Source organism: Flavobacterium sp. (assembly GCF_043720215.1).
Taxonomy (GTDB): domain Bacteria; phylum Bacteroidota; class Bacteroidia; order Flavobacteriales; family Flavobacteriaceae; genus Flavobacterium.
The window spans coordinates 1-20065 of sequence record NZ_JAYSSZ010000141.1 but is presented as its reverse complement, the minus strand read 5'-3'; the positions used below and the strand labels follow the sequence as shown (position 1 = coordinate 20065).

General features: G+C 36.5%; 11 protein-coding genes. 3 read left to right on the top strand and 8 right to left on the bottom strand.

The features are described from left to right. Positions 1 to 2: 2 nt before the first annotated feature. Positions 3 to 1070 (top strand): branched-chain amino acid aminotransferase, encoded by a 1068-nt coding sequence (locus ACHZC3_RS06515; RefSeq protein ID WP_394759064.1) that lies wholly within the window; start codon positions 3 to 5, stop codon positions 1068 to 1070. Positions 1071 to 1121: 51 nt separating this feature from the next. Then, the gene (locus ACHZC3_RS06510; protein ID WP_394759063.1) at positions 1122 to 3170 is read left to right on the top strand and encodes a thiamine pyrophosphate-dependent enzyme; all 2049 of its coding nucleotides are present in this window, start codon (positions 1122 to 1124) and stop codon (positions 3168 to 3170) included. A 60-nt stretch (positions 3171 to 3230) separates the two neighbouring features. Here the strand turns inward: ACHZC3_RS06510 and ACHZC3_RS06505 are convergent, their stop codons facing one another. The 4 genes from ACHZC3_RS06505 to ACHZC3_RS06490 form a co-directional block, all read right to left on the bottom strand. Then, positions 3231 to 4181, bottom strand: coding sequence for a DUF6340 family protein (locus ACHZC3_RS06505; protein ID WP_394759062.1), 951 nt, complete (start codon positions 4179 to 4181; stop codon positions 3231 to 3233). 155 nt (positions 4182 to 4336) lie between these two features. Continuing rightward, positions 4337 to 4867, bottom strand: a complete 531-nt coding sequence (locus ACHZC3_RS06500; RefSeq protein WP_394759061.1) for a DUF4136 domain-containing protein — start codon at positions 4865 to 4867, stop codon at positions 4337 to 4339. Between the two features lie 76 nt (positions 4868 to 4943). Then, the gene (locus ACHZC3_RS06495) at positions 4944 to 6926 is read right to left on the bottom strand and encodes a urocanate hydratase (RefSeq protein WP_394759060.1); all 1983 of its coding nucleotides are present in this window, start codon (positions 6924 to 6926) and stop codon (positions 4944 to 4946) included. Positions 6927 to 6948: 22 nt separating this feature from the next. After that, a complete protein-coding gene (locus ACHZC3_RS06490; RefSeq protein WP_394759059.1) occupies positions 6949 to 7134 on the bottom strand; it encodes a DUF5522 domain-containing protein in 186 nt (61 codons plus the stop codon). Between the two features lie 28 nt (positions 7135 to 7162). Here ACHZC3_RS06490 and ACHZC3_RS06485 point away from each other — a divergent pair, with 28 nt between their 5' ends. Beyond that, a complete protein-coding gene (locus tag ACHZC3_RS06485; RefSeq protein WP_394759058.1) occupies positions 7163 to 7489 on the top strand; it encodes a hypothetical protein in 327 nt (108 codons plus the stop codon). A 1-nt stretch (position 7490) separates the two neighbouring features. Here the strand turns inward: ACHZC3_RS06485 and ACHZC3_RS06480 are convergent, their stop codons facing one another. The 4 genes from ACHZC3_RS06480 to ACHZC3_RS06465 form a co-directional block, all read right to left on the bottom strand. Further along, positions 7491 to 9449, bottom strand: a complete 1959-nt coding sequence (locus ACHZC3_RS06480; RefSeq protein WP_394759057.1) for a hypothetical protein — start codon at positions 9447 to 9449, stop codon at positions 7491 to 7493. Between the two features lie 247 nt (positions 9450 to 9696). Then, complete coding sequence (locus ACHZC3_RS06475; RefSeq protein ID WP_394759056.1) at positions 9697 to 14856, bottom strand: GEVED domain-containing protein; 5160 nt, start codon at positions 14854 to 14856, stop codon at positions 9697 to 9699. A gap of 215 nt (positions 14857 to 15071) precedes the next feature. Further along, entirely contained in the window at positions 15072 to 17588 is a 2517-nt protein-coding gene (locus ACHZC3_RS06470) for a T9SS sorting signal type C domain-containing protein (protein ID WP_394759055.1), read from the bottom strand. A gap of 166 nt (positions 17589 to 17754) precedes the next feature. Next, positions 17755 to 20065 (bottom strand): GEVED domain-containing protein (locus tag ACHZC3_RS06465; protein ID WP_394759054.1); only part of this gene is annotated, 2311 nt, incomplete at its 5' end.

The following is a 20065-nucleotide window of genomic DNA, read 5'->3' as shown; positions in this document are numbered from 1 at the left end:
TTATGGAAACAATAATGACACAAGAAATAAAAACAATCAAAGTCACACAATCAAGAGTTTCAGAAGTAAATCTTGAAAACATCACGATGGGAACCAATTTTACCGATCACATGTTCATTTGTGATTATGAAAATGGTGAATGGAACAATCCAAGAATTGAACCTTTAGCATTGATTCCTACGCATCCAGCAGCGATGGCTTTACATTACGGACAAGCTATTTTTGAAGGTATGAAAGCAACTTTAGGAAAAGATGGAACACCATTATTATTTCGTCCTGAAGAAAATGCAAAGCGAATGAATTTTAGTGCTGATAGAATGGGAATGCCTTCATTTCCAGAAGATTTGTTTGTAGAAGCATTAAAAAAATTCACTGCTTTAGAGAAAAATTGGATTCCAAAATCAACAGGAAGTGCTTTGTATTTGCGTCCGTTTATGTATGCAGATGAAGCTTTTATAGGAATGCGTGCTGCAACGAGTTTCAAATTCATTGTTATGGCATCTCCAGCAGGACCATTTTTTAGCAGAAAAATTAAATTATTTGCAGAAAAAAAATATGTTCGTGCAGTAAATGGCGGAACAGGAGAAGCCAAAGCAGCCGGAAATTACGCGGCAGCAATCCGTCCAACAGAATATGCCAAAGCCAAAGGATACGACCAAGTGTTGTGGTTGGATGCGCAAGATTTCGAATACATTCAAGAAGTAGGAACGATGAATATTTTCTTCAAAATTGATGGAAAATTCATCACGCCAAGTTTAACTGGTTCCATTCTATCAGGAATAACTAGAATGAGTGTAATCGATTTATTAAGAAGTAAAGGTTTTGAAGTAACTGAAAGACCAATTGCCATTTCAGAAATCATCGAAGCTTCTAAAAATGGTACTTTAGAAGAAGCTTTCGGAACAGGAACAGCCGTTGGAATTGCAATGGTAGAAGAAATTGGAAACAACGATTTATCAATTAAATTTCCTGCTGAAAATCCAGTTTCAGTTATGGTTAACGATACCTTGAATGCGATAAAAGTTCAAGATATTAAAGACGAATTTGGTTGGATTGTAGAAGCAAAATAATTTACAAACCTGACAGGTTTTTGAAACCTGTCAGGTTTAATATTGACTAAAATGTTAGACAAAAATATCCTCAAAAAAGCATTTTCAACAATGGCAACTGCCAAGGCAATGACCACGTTGTATGAAGAGAACTTCAAAATAGTATCTAAATATGTACATGCAACATCTCGTGGACACGAAGCGATTCAAATAGCTACTGCTTTACAAATGTTACCACAAGATTATATGTACCCATATTATCGTGATGATGCAATGTTGTTAGGAATTGGAATGCAACCTTACGATTTGATGTTGCAACTAATGGCGAAAAAAGCCGATCCATTTTCGGGAGGAAGAACTTATTATTGTCACCCAAGTTTACGTGATGCAGATAAACCAAAAATTCCACATCAATCCTCAGCAACTGGAATGCAAGCTATACCAGCAACAGGAGCTGCAATGGGGTTTTGGTACAAAGAGAATATAGGAATAGATGATAAAACCATAAAAGAAAAACCAGTTGTAGTTTGTTCACTAGGTGATGCTTCTGTTACTGAAGGCGAAATAGCAGAAGCGTTCCAAATGGCAGCATTAAAACAATTACCTATTTTATATTTAGTACAAGACAACGGTTGGGATATTTCAGCTAATGCAGCCGAAACAAGAGCTCAAAATGCCTTTGAATATGCCAAAGGTTTCCACGGAATAGAAGCGATTTCGATTGATGGAGCCAACTTTACCGAAAGCTATCTAGCGATTCAAAAAGTATTAAAAATCATTCGAGAAGAACGTCGTCCGTTTTTAGTTCACGCCAAAGTTCCGTTGTTGAATCACCACACATCGGGAGTTAGAATGGAATGGTATCGTGATGATTTGGAAGAAGCACAATCACGTGATCCATTTCCTGTTTTGATAAAACAATTATTGGAAGCTGGATTTACATCAAAAGAAATAGAAGATATAGAGGCTTTGGCTGTTGCCAAAGTGCAAGCAGATTTCGATAAAGCACAATTAGCGGAAGATCCATCTCCAGAGGATTTGTTTACTCATGATTTTGCACCTACACCAATCATAGAAGAAGTTGGCGAAGGATGTCCTGAGCGTGAAGATAAAGTGGTGATGGTAGATTGTGCCTTGTTTGCAGTGGAAGAATTAATGAAAAAACACCAAGAATGCTTGCTATACGGACAAGATGTTGGTGGGCGATTAGGCGGCGTTTTTAGAGAAGCTGCTACATTAGCACAAAAATTTGGAGATGAAAGGGTTTTCAATACACCAATTCAAGAAGCATTTATAGTGGGTTCAACTGTTGGAATGTCGGCTGTTGGTTTAAAACCTATTGTTGAGGTTCAGTTTGCAGATTACATTTGGCCAGGACTCAACCAGTTGTTTACTGAAGTGAGTCGTTCATGTTATCTATCGAATGGGAAATGGCCTGTAAGTATGATTTTACGTGTTCCAATTGGTGCTTACGGAAGTGGTGGACCCTATCATTCATCATCAGTAGAAAGTGTTTTAACAAATATTCGAGGAATCAAAATCGCTTATCCAAGTAATGGCGCCGACTTGAAAGGTTTACTAAAAGCAGCTTATTACGACCCAAATCCTGTAGTGATTTTAGAACACAAAGGATTATATTGGTCGAAAGTAAAAGGAACCGACGAAGCCAGAACCAATGAACCAAGTGAAGATTATGTATTGCCATTTGGTAAAGCGAATATTGTTCAAGAAATTTGGGAGCAAGAAGCAAAAGAAACGATTTCAATAATTACATACGGAATGGGAGTTCATTGGGCTTTAAATGCTTCAAAAGAAATGAAAGATCAAGTGGAAATTATCGATTTGCGTACATTGTATCCATTAGACGAAGAAGCTATTTTAAAATCCGTTAAGAAAACTAAAAAATGCTTGGTTGTAACCGAAGAATCTATTAATAATTCTTTTGCTAGAAGTTTAGCAGGAATGATTCAGGAAAAATGTTTCAAATATCTTGATGCGCCAGTCATGACAATAGGTTCAGAGAATTTGCCTGCCATTCCTTTAAATAGTGTTTTGGAGTTTACCATGATTCCGAACGTAGACAAAGTGAAAGTGAAAATCGAAGAGTTGTTAAGTTATTAGCTGTACATATATTCTAAAAAAAAAGAAGAACCATAATCAGGATAGATTATGGTTCTTCTTTTAAAGCTGTCTATTTTTATTTATTCTTCTCTTAAGAACATTAAGATAATTTAAAGCTAATTTATTATTATAATCAGAATATGATTTTGAGGCCCATTCGACAGCTGTATCTAGGTTTCCATTTATTTCATTGATGATTGCCATATTATAACAAGCTCTACCTGCAATTTCTGGATTAGAATTGTTTACTTCTTTTGCCCAAAGTTCGGCTGCTCCATCCCAATTTCCAGTTTGTGCTCTTCGCATTGCTGTGACAAAATTATCTGTTCCTTTTATAAAATAATCTCTAGAAACTCGAATGTTATATGAAAGTATTCTTTGTGCATAGGATTGTCCAATTTTGTCACTAATGTTTAACACCGCTTCTTTTCTACCCATTATTGCTTCAATAGCACTTACAGGATTTATTCCTCTGCCTGACAATGTTACATTATCTCCAGTCGTAAACTCATCTATAATTGTTTTGTCTTGAAGGGAATAAATTCGCCATCCCGTTTTTATTAATGTATTGATGGTTGCTTGATGCTCAATCATTGGGATTTTTAGACCTAAAAGGTTTGTTGTTTCTATAGTGTTTGTCTTGTAATCTACTTTTGCATCAGTATCATAATAAGAAAGTTCATAGACAATATTTACATTATTTTCTTTACAAATTTGAGCTATTTTTTCCCACGAAAGTGCTTCAGGAAAAATACTTAAGCCTGTGTTATTTAAGTTTTTTTCTTCAATTACTTTTACAGCTTTAACTAGATTGTTTTTAGAAAGTTCATTTTGTACTCCAAAAACAACATTTTGAGCGCCTTCTTTATCGAGATTTTTTCCTTCTATCGATAAAACTTTATCTATAACATCTACAGCTTCGTTTTTCTTTGAAGGGTCACTTCGGTTAATGATTCCTATTGTAATGTCTTTTTCGTAAATTTTTACAGGTGCTGGTTGTAGTGCATCCATAGTAAGAATGTTTGTCGAACTACAGGAAGTAATTAGAATGCTAATTATGAATAAGAATGTGGTGTTAAAGTATTTTTTTGTCATATTACTAATTCAATAAAAAAGCTTATGTCAAAGTCAAAAATGACTAATCAGGTAAGCCTGTGGGTTTAAATTTATTTCTTTATTGGAGGATACTGCGTTAATATTTTAGAAACAAAACATTTGATGTTTTCATCCTTTTTATTGGTATTTTTTGTTAAATAACCAATACCTTCTCCTTGCCAGATTAATTCTTTCTTCTTGGCATCTATTAAATCAATTATTAGTGTACCTTCAGTATTCGTGTATACTGAGGCATTTCCTCCCCAATAAGGATTCCATCCATATCCCCAACCGTAACCAAATCCGGTATAAAACTGATTTACATTAATGTTTTTTTCAGCTTTAGTCGTAAAGTTAATTAATAAGTCTGGAGATTCACTTTTTGTAAAACCTTTTAAGGTCATTTCTTCATCAATCGAACGTAAAATTCTCTTTTTGTCAATGTCTGAAATCTCGACTTTATCGATGCCAGTTCTATGAAAAGCGTAGGTTTTATATAAGGTAAAATCTACATTTTTTTCATAATCAGAATTCACTCTTACAGCACTACAAGAGGCTAATAGGAAGAGGGAAAATAGTGATACTAATTGTATTGTTTTCATACTTGTATTGTTTAAGAGTTATTCAAAATTCACATTGCTTGATAAAAGATTTTGAATAGGTTAACAATTCAATGCTCTAATAATCTAACAATTTGTCTTCTACTATATTAGGGATGGTAATTTTTAATAAAGGTTGCGTTTGCATTGCTCTTTTTATTGCGAAAATTGCATTATCGTTTCGCGCCCAGCTTCTTCTTGATATTCCGTTATTTACATCCCAAAACAACATCGATTCTAAACGTCTTGATGCTTCTTTAGTACCATCAAGAACCATACCAAAACCACCATTTATAACTTCGCCCCAACCAACTCCACCACCATTATGAATAGAAACCCAAGTCGCGCCACGGAAGCTATCTCCAATTACGTTTTGTATCGCCATATCGGCAGTAAATCGAGAACCATCATATATATTTGAAGTTTCTCTATACGGTGAATCGGTTCCTGAAACATCGTGATGATCGCGACCTAAAACTACTGTTTCAATTTTTCCTTTTGCAATCGCTTGGTTAAAAGCTTCTGCAATTTTTATTCTTCCTTCTGCATCTGCATAGAGAATACGTGCTTGTGAACCTACAACCAATTTATTTTCTTGAGCACCTTTTATCCAAGTGATATTATCTTGCATTTGTTGCTTAATTTCATCAGGAGAATTTTGCATCATTTCTTCTAAAACTTGACATGCAATTGCGTCAGTTTTTGCTAAATCTTCTGGTTTTCCTGAAGCACAAACCCAACGAAAAGGACCAAAACCATAATCGAAACACATAGGCCCCATAATATCTTGTACATAAGACGGATATTTGAAATCGATGCCATTTTTTGCCATAACATCAGCTCCAGCACGAGAAGCTTCTAGCAAAAAAGCATTTCCATAATCGAAAAAGTAAGTGCCTTTTGCAGTGTGTTTATTTATTGCAGCAGTATGACGACGTAATGTTTCTTGAACTCTTTCTTTAAATAATTCAGGATTATTTGCCATCATTTCGTTAGCTTCTTCAAAAGAAATTCCAGTAGGGTAGTAGCCACCAGCCCAAGGATTGTGCAATGAAGTTTGGTCTGAACCTAAATCGATATGAATATTTTCTTGGTCAAATCGTTCCCAGATATCCACTACATTTCCCAGATATGCAATAGAAACGGTTTCTTTATTGGCTTTCGCTAAAGTTACTCTGGCAACCAATTCGTCTATCTTTTCAAAAACTTCATTTATCCAACCTTGGCTATGGCGAATGTGTGTTATTTTTGGATTTACTTCGGCGCAAACGGTAATACAACCCGCAATATTTCCTGCTTTGGGTTGTGCGCCAGACATTCCGCCTAGTCCAGAAGTTACAAATAATCCTCCAGAAGTTGATTTTTTGATTTTTCTAAAACCATTTAAAACCGTGATGGTTGTTCCGTGTACAATTCCTTGTGGACCAATATACATATAACTTCCAGCAGTCATTTGTCCGTATTGAGAAACGCCTAATGCATTCATTTTTTCCCAATCGTCTGGTTTCGAGTAATTAGGGATAACCATTCCGTTTGTTACAACAACTCTTGGCGCTTCTTTATGAGAAGGGAATAATCCCATTGGATGACCAGAATACATAGTAAGTGTTTGTTCCTCTGTCATCTCAGATAAATATTGCATCGTTAGCAGATATTGCGCCCAGTTTGAAAAAACAGCTCCGTTTCCACCATAGGTAATTAATTCGTGAGGATGTTGCGCTACAGCATAATCCAAATTATTTTGTATCATCAACATAATTGCCTTTGCTTGTTCGCATTTTCCTGGATATTCAGAAATTGGACGAGCATACATTTTATAATCTGGACGAAAGCGGTACATATAAATACGTCCGTAAGTTTCTAGTTCTTCCAGAAATTCTTTGATTAACTCAGTGTGATGTTTGGGTTCAAAATAGCGTAAGGCATTTCGAAGTGCCAACTTCTTTTCATCTGCCGAAAGAATTTCTTTACGTTTTGGGGCATGATTTATTTCTAAATCATAAGGTTTGGGTTGTGGTAATATATTTGGAATTCCTTGCTGTATTTGTTCTTGGAAAGTCATATCTGGTTGCTCGTTAATTCGGTTATTTGTTTAATCGTTTTATTGTGTTTGTTTTTTTATCGAAACCATAAGGGCAATGGCGACAACCACTTTTGCAGCAATAACCGCGTTTTAAGTGGTGTTTTTCGGTAAAACACTTATAGCCTTCTGGGGTATAATAAAAATCTTCTCCTTCTATTAATTTATTTTCATTACTTTGCTCATTCATAAGCACAAATTTATAAACTTTAAAGCGAATGTTTCTAATTGTTTCAAAATATTTAATTCCAAAAGGTTATTCAGGAATGACAGTCTTTCCATTTATAATATTGAAATCGAAACATTACAAGTATAATAAAGCAACGGTTAATCACGAAAAAATACATATACGTCAGCAATTAGAGTTGCTAATTTTACCTTTTTATATTTGGTATTTTTCAGATTTTTTAATCAAAATAATTATTTATAGAGACAGAAACAAAGCCTATCGTAACATCGTTTTTGAAAGAGAAGCTTACGCAAACGAAAAAAACCTCGACTATTTGAAGGAGAGGTCTTTTTGGAAGTTTTTATATTATGTCTAATTTAGTCCAAAATAGTCATGTAGCTGGTATAGTTTGTTTTGTCAATTGTGTAATGAGCATTCAATATAGCTGCACTAACTCTTCCTTGTAATTTTATAGTTACTGGCACTCCTGGCACTACGGTTAGAGGAAAATTACCCGAAGAAACTGTGGCAGCACCATTAGATCCACCCGCATCATTTGTAGCCGTAAGCGTTACAAAATTACCAGCATTAGTGGCGCCATTCATTATCCTAACTGCAAACCAGCCTCTAGGGCTAGTTCCTGTTAAAGGATTGTATCCACTTATAGCAAAAGATAAATATACTGTTGAATGTTTGGGTGTAAATGTAATTGTAGCGCCAGTTATATCTACAAAAGCGTTAGTTGAAATGTTTTGAGTGCCTGCTGCTAATATTGTACTTTGTGTATTGTCTCCATAAATAGAACGAACTCTTACGTCTCCATTTGAGTCAGCATATAAAGCTTTATCTGAAGTTGTTATTGTAGGAGCTAATTCTCCAGGATTTGTTCCTCCTGCGGTTACAGCAATATCGTCAATACGTAGTGTTTGTAATCCAGCAGCACTACCTCCGATGTGAAGGGCTTGTAGTGGGTTTGTGGTTTGAATTCCCATATTTCCATTAGCTAGAATTCTGGTTCTTTCTAGACCAGCAGTTGAAACAGCGATATTGTCTGCTGCGGGGCTCCAAATTCCTGTATTGGTGTCTGTTTGCCAAGAATACGTTGGCAAGAGAGCTGTTCCTAATGCGTAAGATTGCAATTGTCCGCTGTTTGCATTTGAAATATTCCAACGATCAACTCCTCCAACTCCAGTTTTAATTCTAAAGTCTTGTGCATCTGTAGTACCAATAAAGTTTGTTCCAGCAGTTGTTCCAGCATTACCAGTAAGTGTCCACTTATTATTGGCAGCTTGTTCTACCCAAACCGTACCATCCCAATACCAATATGATTTGGTTGTTGTGTCGTATACTTTTAGACCTGTGTCGGTTCCAGCGGGAGCAATAGCGGTTCTTTGAACGGTTGTAACTCTAGGGAATAAAACGCCTGCCGTGGTAGATGATATGTCAAGAGAAGACTTTACACTTGGTGTGGTTGTTCCAATTCCCACATTAGCATTATTCCCTAAAATCACCGTATTAGACTGAGAAACCTTTGTGTTATATCCTAGGGCGGTAGCATTAGTCAAATTACTTATCGTGGCATCTGTTCTACTTCCAATAAAAGTGTTTTGATCCCCAGTTGTGTTATTTTGCCCTGCTAATAATCCAAGAGCTACGTTATCACCACCTATTGTGTTTAAACTTAATGCTTCTCTTCCAATAGCGGTATTATTAACCCCCGTCGTGTTAGATTGAAGTGCTTGAGATCCAATGGCAGTACTACTGCTTCCTCCTGTATTAGATTGGAGTGCAACATTGCCAATGGCTGTATTTGAAGTCCCCGTTGTGTTACTTACTAAAGAATTAACTCCATAAGAGGTGTTATTAACACCCAAACTCCCAGCTATAATATTATTTCTTTTAAAAACCAAATCAACATTGTCCGTTGTTCCTATAAAATTTGTTCCAGCTGTTGTTCCTGTATTACCTAAAATACTCCAATTGTTTCCAGCGCTTTCTATTTTTACCCATTTTCCTGGAGCGGGTAATAAAGCGGTGTCAAAGTAGTAAAACCCTATACTAGTTATATTACTGGCTTGCCCTGCTGCGGCTCCAGTAGCAATACTATTTACATAAATCATTGTTGCATTAGGAACAGCAAGCATTCCTTGCGCTCTTTGCCTGTCTACTCGTGGGATTAAAATCCCATCTACGTTTGTGGCGACGCCAGTAGGATTTAATGCGGTAATGTCTGCAGTTGCGGCAGGGACAATTGTACCAATTCCTACTTGCGCTTGCAACGTACTAGATGCTACAATTAGCGTAATTACGATAAATTTTAAGTATGTTTTTTTCATGATTCAAGTTTTTGAAAATCGAAAAATATGTAATTAATTTGTTAAAACCAAATATTTGTAAAAAAAATGTGTGATTGTTGTTTTTCTTCGTATATGTTTTTTTTGTTATTATAAGTTTAAGAAGTAATTTATGAAAAAAACAGGCTGTTTTAAATTATCTGTTTGAAAGAGAGGTCTATACAAACGGAAAAAGACCTTAACTACTTAAAGTCAAGGTCTTTTTGGAGTTTTTTAAAGTATTTTTAGATTAATAAACTACCTTCTTAATCACTACAGTATCATTTGCTAATATTACTTTCACGATTAAAACATTTTTTGTTGGTCTTAATTCGTTTAGAATCACTTCATGTTTACTGATGTTTTTCATGTCTAATAAAGTTTTTCCTAAAACATCATAAACTATTATCTCTTTAATAGATTCTGTAGTTGATGTTATATTGATTCCATTGTTAGCAAATACTTTTACATCATTTGCATAATTGAAATCATTGTTTGATAACGCATTTTCAGTATAACGGAGTACAAAACGATCATTTACTGTTCCTTGATTAGCTGTAAACTGATATTGAGAAGCAGTTAAGTTATGAATTACATTTAATAATTTATCTTCTAGGTAAACAATTTGAGCTCCATCAGTAAACAAGCCGTCGACAGTTGCAATAGCAATGTTATAGGTTCCGTTTGTAGGGACTTTAACACCTAAAGGAACTTGATCGGAAATGTCAAAAGGTAAAGTTCTACCTTGAATTAGCATTGGCTCATTGTTTATAAGCGAATAAAAATTTTGTGTTGGTTTGTTATCTGTAAACGAATCATACAAACGGTCTTCGTCTTGCGTTGCACCATTTACATAACCCACCAATGTTCTGCTTACATTTCCGGTTGACCCAACTAAGTCTAGCCAAATTCTACTATCGTCATTTATAGATGTAGCTTTGTTAGAATTTCCACTTCTATAAAATTGATTATTTGCAAATGCTGCACTTCTCATAGCGTTATTGAATGTTACAGTTGCAGATCCGGCTGCACCAGCAGTCATTAAGACCATGAATCCTTGCCCTGATCCAATTTTGTAATCTCCAGGACCACTTGTGGCACCTACTAAATTTATAGTTGTATAGTCTGCAGGATAATAATTTGTTGTAAAGTTTTGATAAAAAGGATCTGTGGCATTTGTTGGTAATTGTGCATGCGTCCAAATTCTTACACCTCCAACAATATTACTATTAGCTGCTAAATTTATAAATTCTTTAACCCCAATGGCTGATGGATATGGATTTCCTATTAGATTCCAATTGTCATCGGTTGCCGTTCTTGGGATACCTTGCGTTCCTACAGTTGTAAAATCGGTTCCTCTAGAAATAGTTGGAGTATAAATACCATTGTTAGGTACTCCAATAAAGTTTGCTGTAAGAGGTGATGTTGTAACATTGTTAAATCCATTTGGAGCTCGAAGTATATATCCTCTTGTAGGAATCATATTTTCGGTCGTAGTTACCCAGTATCCTTGACCTCCATTTGGATTTACGGTTGTTGGACCCCATTTAAAAATATAACCTGCAGGAGTAAGTGGCGATACACTTTGTACAGGGAATGTACCTGCTAGTAAATTACCTACAGGTGATGACCAATAGCAATAATCTTGCAAGCGAAGATTTGAAATACGTTCCATATTAATATTTCCAATATTAGTTACATTATTAACTTGAACTAAGCTTCCTGTGTTTCTAATGTTAAAAGTTCCTCCAGCTACAACAGTTACCACATTTGTTACTGTAATGCTATTGCTGGCATTAACTGTTAATACGGCACCATTTTGTACGGTTAAGCTACAGGCTAATGCAGCTACACCACCTCCTATAATTGGATCATTTGCAACATTAGGAATGCTTACAGACTGTAGTGCAGTAGGTACTCCTGAAGGTGTCCAGTTATTAGCAATGTTCCAATCGGCGCTTGAAGATCCGTTCCAAACTTTATCTGTAGAAACAGTAACTGTTGTTTCTTCTGTTTCTACTAATGTAGTTCCGTTGCATAAACTATAGTTTACTTCGGCAGTATAAATAGTAGTCGAGGTTGGGCAAACGTTAAGTACGTTCGTGTTTCCAATGACTGGACCAGTTATGCCGGATCCTTCATGCCATTTAATGGTTGTTATAGATGCGCCTGCAGGTACAAATCGCCAAGCTTGATTTGTAGAGGTCCAATCTGTGTCTAGTCCATTTCTGCCAGGAGCTACAACAGCTGCTGTTCCTGCAGCATTTTGAACACCAACAATCGCATTACCACCATTCCAGGTACCATCAATGTTTTTTTCTTTAATATAAACCTCAATTACATTTGTATTTTCATAAAGTACCATCATACCAGTATATAATAGTGTATTGTTAGAAAACATAGGTACATTATTCCATGAAGCAACTAACGCTCTACAACCTGTGTTTAATGTAATTAATTCATAGCCTACTTCGCCTCCTTTGCTAGGGTCTATATCATGATAAACACCATATATTGTGTTGGCAAATAAAGCGCCAGTAGTACTAGGTAAGCTATTACTAAATGCGTAACCAGAACCTGTATTAGCTTTTGTAGTGTCGAAAGTTAAAATACCATTTGAACCAATGACGCAAGAGTTGTATGAATTACCGTAATAACAAAAGTTAAACGGTAAATTTACCAATGGAGACCAACGGTCATCTATGTTAACACTAACTGCATTTTTTAGACATCCAAATTGGTATGGAGGAGCGTATGGTATTGATGAAACCGTATAGGTTGATGTGTCACCTAGTGCTAAAAAAGTAGCTTCTAAATCTACGCAACTAGCCGATGCACATGTAATAGCTGGTGGGTCGATATTGCCTAGGGTTAATCCTCCTGCTATTACTGAAGGGCATCCTAATGTTGTGGTTCCTGTACTACTTCCAATAGTACAGTTTGGTTGGTAAAAAGTTGTTGGTCCTACCCATGCCCCTTGACCTAATCCGCCTCCGCAATTTGACCTTACCCAAATATAATAAGTTGTTGCAGATGTTAATCCTGTTAAGTTAATAGTTACAATTCCTGCTCCTGTAGCTCCTGTAGGAATTGTTGCTGCTACTGGGCTGGTGTTAGTAGTAGATAAATAATATTGATATCCATTTGCCGGCACAGGAACAGCTGCTGTCCAAGTAACAGTTGCTGTTGTTTGAGAAGTTACATTTACTGTAACTGCCGATGGATTTCCTGCGCATGGTAATGGACCAAGGCAAGTTATTTTATAGTCTTCTGCTTCACCATAGGCAAAATCTCCACATGATGGGGCAGGAGTGCTTAAATAAGCATTACGAATTCTCATTCTATAATCTCCAATAGGTGTTCCTGGAGGGAGTGTCACGCTTCCTAATGCAACAGGAGATGCTAAATAACTAGTTGTTAAAACATTTTCTCCAGCATCGTTAAAATCTAAATCGTTATTCCAATCTACCCACACAGAATAACCATAAGTACTTGATGGGTGTGTAGCGGAGATGTTAAAACTTAATCCAGCGTTTTGTGAAACAAAATTTGTTGTGTAATAATTTGCGTAACCCCCAGCTGTAAATAGGGTTGGAGTATTTGCAAAGTTAGCAACACCACCGGTAGTAGTAACACCGCTTATATAGTATGTTGTATTCGTAGTATTATTTGCAAGACAGTAACCTGTTGTAGCTATACCGTTAACATAGTTACTAAAACACCCATTAGTTGCTCTAATGCGGTAATAATAGGTTGTGTTTGCTGTTAGTCCAGTTACGTTAAGTGTTGTTGTTGGGTCGGATACCGTAAATGGAGAGCCTAAAATATTGGCAGTATATCCAGAATCAGTGGTTACTTGTATTTGATAAGATACAGCATTTGATCCCCCTCCTAATGAAGACAGCCAGCTTAATGAAAAACTGGTCAAGCCTGAACTTGTAGAAACTGATGCGGGTGGTGCTGGGCAGGTAGTTGCATTTCCTGTTAATCCTGCCGCTGCATTATATAAAGGGCCTCCAGAACAACCGTTGTTGTTATAAGCATAAATGTAATAATAATAATGGGTATTTCCTGTTAATCCTGTGCCGCTTATGGTTGTTGAGGCGCCAGCTTGTACAAAAGTTAAACCAGCTCCTAAAGTCGCAATGTTTGCGGCGTTATAAATAATGCCGTTTACTGGTAAACTTGGTGGGGTTGCAGAAGTAGATTGTATTACCAAGTAACTATCGGCAGTTCCTGAAAAAGTAGCAGGAAAGGTTGTTGAAGTTATTGTTCCAGGCGTAAATCCAGTTGCTTGACCTATCGGTGCAGTACATGGTCCTGGTGATGTAGCGCAGATTCCAAAAGTACCGTTATTGTCATTTCCATATTCCCAAAATCTAACATAAATTGTTGTTCCAGGAGTTAATCCCGTTCTGGTTATTGATGACATTAACCCATTTGTACTATCATCATCGTCACATTCTAATAAAGTTAATGATCCACAAGTACCAGTATACCATGCCATTCCACTATCAGTGATAATACCAGTTTGTGTGTCTACAGTGACTTGACCACTCGCAGGAACTACAAATGAGAACCAAACATCAGCGCCAGAATAGCTTGCGCAACCAGGGGCAGGAACTCCTGTGCTAGCAGTCGCTGTTGCATTGGAGTAGGTTACATATGAACATGAAGTGTTTAGTGTTAAAGCAATTGCACCGCTACAATCGTTGTTTGTTAATGCAGGTACTGTGTAAGTAATTATAATTTGCCCATTACCTCCTGAGCCACCATTGCCTTCTTCTCCGCCGCCGCCGCCGCCGCCTGGAATTGCTCCAGCACCACCATTGCCGTTACTTCCAGCAACTCCTCCAACTCCTCCTCCGGCACCTGCAGCATTTCCTCCGGCACCTCCAGAGTTACCACCGCCATTGCCACCATTTGATCCTGTAGTATTTGTTGAACCCCCTGATGCAGTACCTCCAGCTCCAACAGGATTTGCATTTAAAGTTCCAAATCCTCCACCATTTGCAACAAGTGTTGTTGTTGATGGAATATGATTTACAGTTGTAGTCTGTCCGTTATTTCCATTTGCCGCTATAGTTGATGCGCCTCCTGTGCCTATGGTATAGGTAATGACCTGACCTCCAATAACAGCAAATGTTCTGGTTGAATAACCGCCGCCACCGCCGCCAGAACCACCATCTCTGTTGGTGTTTGAGCCACCACCAGATCCTCCTCCGCCCCAAACTTGTACAGTGACTGAAGTTACTCCAGCAGGAACGGACCATGATTCAGATGTTCCTGGATATGTATTGTCAGTGAATGTTTGTGCTTGAAGACTTAATGAATTTAAAAGAAGTAATGTTATAAAAGCTATAAAAAAACATAGCTGTCTATGCTTTTTTTGAAAATAATGTTGTTCCATAATGCTTAAATTTATGTTTTTGGCATTGGAAAAATATAAAAAAAAACAACATAAACAAATTATTATGTAAAAATATTATTATACAATTGTTAATAATACTGTAAAAGGACTGATATCATTGCAATTTTTCTTAACAAAAAAACAGATTTTACAAAAAAAAGACCTCGACTAATTAAAGAAGAGGTCTTTTAAAATTATTTAAATAAAAGAGACGTTTAGAAAATCACTTTTTTAACTACAACTTCATTGTTTTCTAAAATTACTTTAACGATTAAAATAGTTGAAGTTGGTTTCAATTCGTTTAATGAAATTTCATTTTTACCAATATTTGTTTTATCAACTAAAACTTTTCCTAAAATATCATAAACAACTACTTCTTTTATTGATTGACTCGCAGAAGAAATATTAATGCTATTGTTGGTGAATATTTTAACTTCATTAGAATAATCAAACTCATTGTTAGATAAAGCAATGTTATAACGCAATACAAAACGATCATTTGCGATTCCTTGATTGGCTGTAAACTGATATTGAGAAGCTGTAAGGTTATGAATTACATTTAGCAACTTATCTTCTAAATAAATGGTTTGTGTATTTCCTGCAAATAGTCCGTCAACTGCCGCTATTGCAATTGTATACGTTCCGTTTGTAGGGATTTTTACTCCCATTGGTACCGTATCATTAGCATCAAACGGAAGTGATCTTCCCTGTATAAGCATTGGCTCATCATCTATTAGAGAATAGAAATTCTGAGAAGGCTTATAGTCTGTAAAAGCATCATATAAATTGTCTTTTGCTTGAGTTGCTCCATCAATATAACCTACAACAATTCTGTTTGCGGATCCAGTTGGAGGAACTAAATCTAACCAGATTCTATTTCTTTCGATAGTAGTAGTTGCATGAGCTGGGCTTGCCGTTTTATAAAACTGAGTATTCGCAAAACTAGCACTTCTCATCGTGTTATTAAATGTTACTGTACCAGAACCTGCTACGCCATCATCCATTAAAACCATAAACCCTTGTCCTGCACCAATTTTATAATCACCAGGTGCACTTACAGCAGCTGTTTTATTAATAGTTATATAATCATTAGTATCATAATTGTATACAAAATTTTGATAAAATGGATCAGCTATTAAAGTAGTTGGCAGTATTCCGTGTGTCCAGATTTTTACAAATCCTTGAATATCATTAGTAGGCACTGCAAATGAATTAGCATCTAAAAATTCATTTACACCAATAGCTGATGGATAAGGATTTCCTAAAAGATTCCAGTTGTCGTCTGTTATGGTTTTTATAGGACTAGTTCCCAAAAGATCTGTTCCTCTAAAAATGGTTGTCGTAAATGTTCCATTGTTAGGTGTTCCAGTAAAATTAGCCGTTAGTGGCGTTGTTGTTACATTGTTGAAAGTACTAGGTCCACGAACGATGTATCCTTTTGTAGGGATCATATTCTCGGTAGTGTTTACCCAATTTCCTTGGCCTCCGTATGAGTTTACTCCGGTTGTAACCCAATTAAAGATTAAACTGGTTGGAGTCAATGGTGATACACTAGCTATAGGAAATGTTCCGGCTAATAAGTTGCCTACAGGTGAAGACCAATAGCAGTAATCTCGTGAACGAAGATCTGCAATACGCTCCATATTAAATGTCCCTGCAACTGTTGGATTAGCAACATTGTCTATTTGTACTAAACTAGAATTGTCTTTGATGTTAAAAGTTCCAGTAGCATTTACATCAACAGTTTCTTTTATGGTCAGTGCATTTCCTGATTGTATTTCTAGAATACCTCCTGTTTTTATAAGTAAGTTTTTACCGTTTCCAGCTGCTCCAGTACTTAAAATGGTTGGGTTAGGAGTGGCTGTTGGTATAATTACACAATTTGCTATTGTTGGCACAGTTGCTGGAGCCCAATTTGTTGCAGTATTCCAATCGCTGTTAGTTGTTCCTTTCCAAACTTTCGTATTGTTTGTTACATTTACGACTCCACCTGTTGTACAACCATTGTTTAAATTTGCAGTAACATTAATAACAAAAGCTGGTTGTTCTAACTGTGTTAGTGTAGGTTTTATCCATATAGTAGATCTTTCGTCGCCAACATAAGGAATTGTTGTTGCGGCATCCGTATAAGCATCTACACCACCACCAAGTGCAAAGAATGGGGTCAATGGTCTGTCTCCAAATAATTTTACATCATCTATAGCTGCACCATCTCCAGCTGTTCCAGTTCCAGTACCATCTCCTAAAACACGTATTCTTACTTTTAAATTATTAGAAGCTATATAAGCGTTTAGGTTGTAGGTTAATGTTACAAAAGTTGAACCAAAACCTTGGTCTGCAGTCAATGTGCCTCCGGGTAAAATAGCCCATGTTGTACCTCCGTTTGTAGAGACTTCTACATTGCAATTTTCAAGAGCAAGGCTTGTTCCATCAGCAAAGTATCTTGAATAAAATATTCTGAATGTCAATGTTAAATTTAAAAAAGCTGTAGCCGATGGATTAACACTCGTTGTTAAGGTTAATGAATTTTGCATAGGAACAGTAGGTAATGGAACACTTGTAAAATCATCCATTGACGTTAAAGCAAATTTATTAGCGCCAAAATTGGATGTTATGGCTGGAAACCATCTATTCCCATTTGGAACAAAGATACTTGTTTTGTTTTTCCAGGCTGTTTTTGATTTGGCAGCAGCACTTGTCGCATCATTATTTATATTACTAAAAACACCCAAAGAACCTGCTTCAAAATTTTCATTTATTAAATAGGCAACCTCATTATTTCCGGTTGCATCGAGCTGAATAATTGAGTTTTCACCACAAACTGTAACGTTTGGTGTGGCTATAATTAAGTCAGGTACTGGTTTTACCTCTACAAAAACAGGTGTTCTTACTAAAGATTCACACGAACCTAAAGCTGTTGCATAATAAGTAGTGCTGGTTGAAATTGCTGGTTGAAATTGCTGGCGTTGTCCAGTTTGTCCCAGAGGCAGTGTTCCCTATTGGTAATCCTCCTGTTAAAGCAGTATACCAATTGATTGTTCCAGATGTACTGGTGGCTGATATTGTAGCTGTTACAGTTCCTGTAGCGTTACCGCAAATTGCTGGATTTGTAATACTTGTTATGTTGCTATTGCATTTAGGAATTACGGTAAATAAATAGTCTTCAGCCTCACCGTATGTTCTGTGGGCTTGTCCTCCAACGGTTACTGCTCCAAAAGGATTACAAGAACCAAAATTTACTAATGCTTCTTGACTGTCAGAATTTCTATAGGTATTCTGGACTCTAATTCTCATTCGGTAGTCTCCAGGAATTGCAGTGCTAGGAACTACAAATCCAAAAGTGGTTGATATAAAAATAAATCCAAATGGATTGTATATTTCTTCTCCAGCATCTACAAAATCACCGTCTTTGTTCCAATCTACCCATACTTTCCAAAAACCTCTACCAGCAGCTGAAGTAAGTTTCATATTTATAGGGCCGCCTTGTGCTTGAATGCTTTTTGTTGCTAATCCAGTAAAATCTTGAAATCCATCAGGCACACCATCGGTTGTGCTAATGTTTGCAGTATCTAATAAAGTTCCTACAAATTCTACTCTTGAAACATATAGTCTGTTAATCGGTAAAGATGTTGTTACAGGTGTACAATAAGTTGCTGGAACAGCAGCTGTTGTTGCATTTCCTGTAAGGGGGGCAACTGTTAGATAGAGCGGGCTTCCAGGGCAGAAACTATTAAAAGAATATATATATATATAATAGGTAGTACTTAAGTTTAAAGCTCCAGCGTTGAAAGTATTATTACTATCATTATCAACTACTGTATAACCTGCACCTACAGAATCACCAATATTGTAAACTGTTCCGTTTACAGGTGTTGGCGCAATAGCAGAAGTGCTTATTACTACTAAATATTGATTTGCAGCTGGTACTGGAAATGTAAACGACCCTCCAATACTTTGTCCAACAGGTGTTAAAACTAAACCTGTAGGTTGTGCAGTTGGTGCTCCAGTACAAGCCGGAGTAGTTATGTTAAGTGAATAATCTTCATCTTGAAAAGAACCTGCTGTGGGACAAGAACTTGGAACGCTATTAAAATTATTTGAAACTCTCATTCTAATGGTGCCTACTGTTGCGGTAACAGGGACTGTAATGTTTGCGCTTAGTAAGCCACTTGCTGTTGTTGTATATGTACCAATGGTTACAGGTGGTCCGTCATCTGAGAAAAAACCGTTATTGTTCCAGTCAAAAAACACATAAATACCAAAAAGATTAGGACTTACTCCAGTTGCAGTTGCGCTAAATAAATAAGTGCCTCCAAGTACTACATTTCCTGAAGTACCACTAAAGTTTTGATAATATGGCCCCACAGTAACTATGCCAGAAGTACTATTGTTTATTCCTGCAAAAGTTACATTAGATATAGGATATGTGTTTCCTGTTGAAGTAGGTATACAATAACAGGCGACAGCTGCTGTTGTGAAGCTCCAAACTATAGGGACTCCTGTGGATACACCACAAGGTCCTACTGGAACAATTTTCCAGTAATAGGTGGTGCTTGGTAGTAATGTTGGCGGTATATAGGTTGTGCCAGTAACATTTGTCGTAAAAACAGGAACTGGTACAGTGCCAAAATAAACATCGTACGACACTGCTCCAGCTGCTGCTGTCCAGGATAAATCTGAAACACCACTACCGCCAGCAAAACAAACTCCAGTAGCTCCATTTGCAGGAATAGGAGTTGTCGCTAATGTTGATATTGTTGTTAAAGTAGATGTTAATGTATTTGTTAATGTAGTGGTGTTTATTAATCCGTTTATCACTCCTGTTCCACCAGTTCTAGTAATATTTCCTGTACTGACAACATTAATAGCTCTAATTTGAAGACCATCAATTCTTAATCTGTCTATGGCTCCAATTGTTGTACAAGTATATGTAATTGTCATTGTTGTTGCAGTAACTACCATTGTAGCGGTTGATACTGTTATGTCTCTTCCGTTTCTGACGGTTAAAGCTCCAAAACCAGGTCTAAATTCAAAATTTGCAGGAGCAGTAAGAATTAATGTTTGAGACGCTGCGTTTGCAGTAAAGTTTGCATTTGCACTTTCTTCAATTTGTATTTGACCCAAAGTATTGTATGCTGATGGAAAAGTACAAACACTTATTGCTAAGTTTGGTTTTGTAATATTTACCTGAGCATTAGTTTTATTAAAA

Coding starts and splice junctions, on each gene's coding strand:
- ACHZC3_RS06515 (WP_394759064.1), top strand. CDS start 3: ATGGAAACAATAATGACACAAGAAATAAAAACAATCAAAGTCACACAA.
- ACHZC3_RS06510 (WP_394759063.1), top strand. CDS start 1,122: ATGTTAGACAAAAATATCCTCAAAAAAGCATTTTCAACAATGGCAACT.
- ACHZC3_RS06505 (WP_394759062.1), bottom strand. CDS start 4,181: ATGGATGCACTACAACCAGCACCTGTAAAAATTTACGAAAAAGACATT.
- ACHZC3_RS06500 (WP_394759061.1), bottom strand. CDS start 4,867: ATGAAAACAATACAATTAGTATCACTATTTTCCCTCTTCCTATTAGCC.
- ACHZC3_RS06495 (WP_394759060.1), bottom strand. CDS start 6,926: ATGACTTTCCAAGAACAAATACAGCAAGGAATTCCAAATATATTACCA.
- ACHZC3_RS06490 (WP_394759059.1), bottom strand. CDS start 7,134: ATGAATGAGCAAAGTAATGAAAATAAATTAATAGAAGGAGAAGATTTT.
- ACHZC3_RS06485 (WP_394759058.1), top strand. CDS start 7,163: ATGTTTCTAATTGTTTCAAAATATTTAATTCCAAAAGGTTATTCAGGA.
- ACHZC3_RS06480 (WP_394759057.1), bottom strand. CDS start 9,449: ATGAAAAAAACATACTTAAAATTTATCGTAATTACGCTAATTGTAGCA.
- ACHZC3_RS06475 (WP_394759056.1), bottom strand. CDS start 14,856: ATGGAACAACATTATTTTCAAAAAAAGCATAGACAGCTATGTTTTTTT.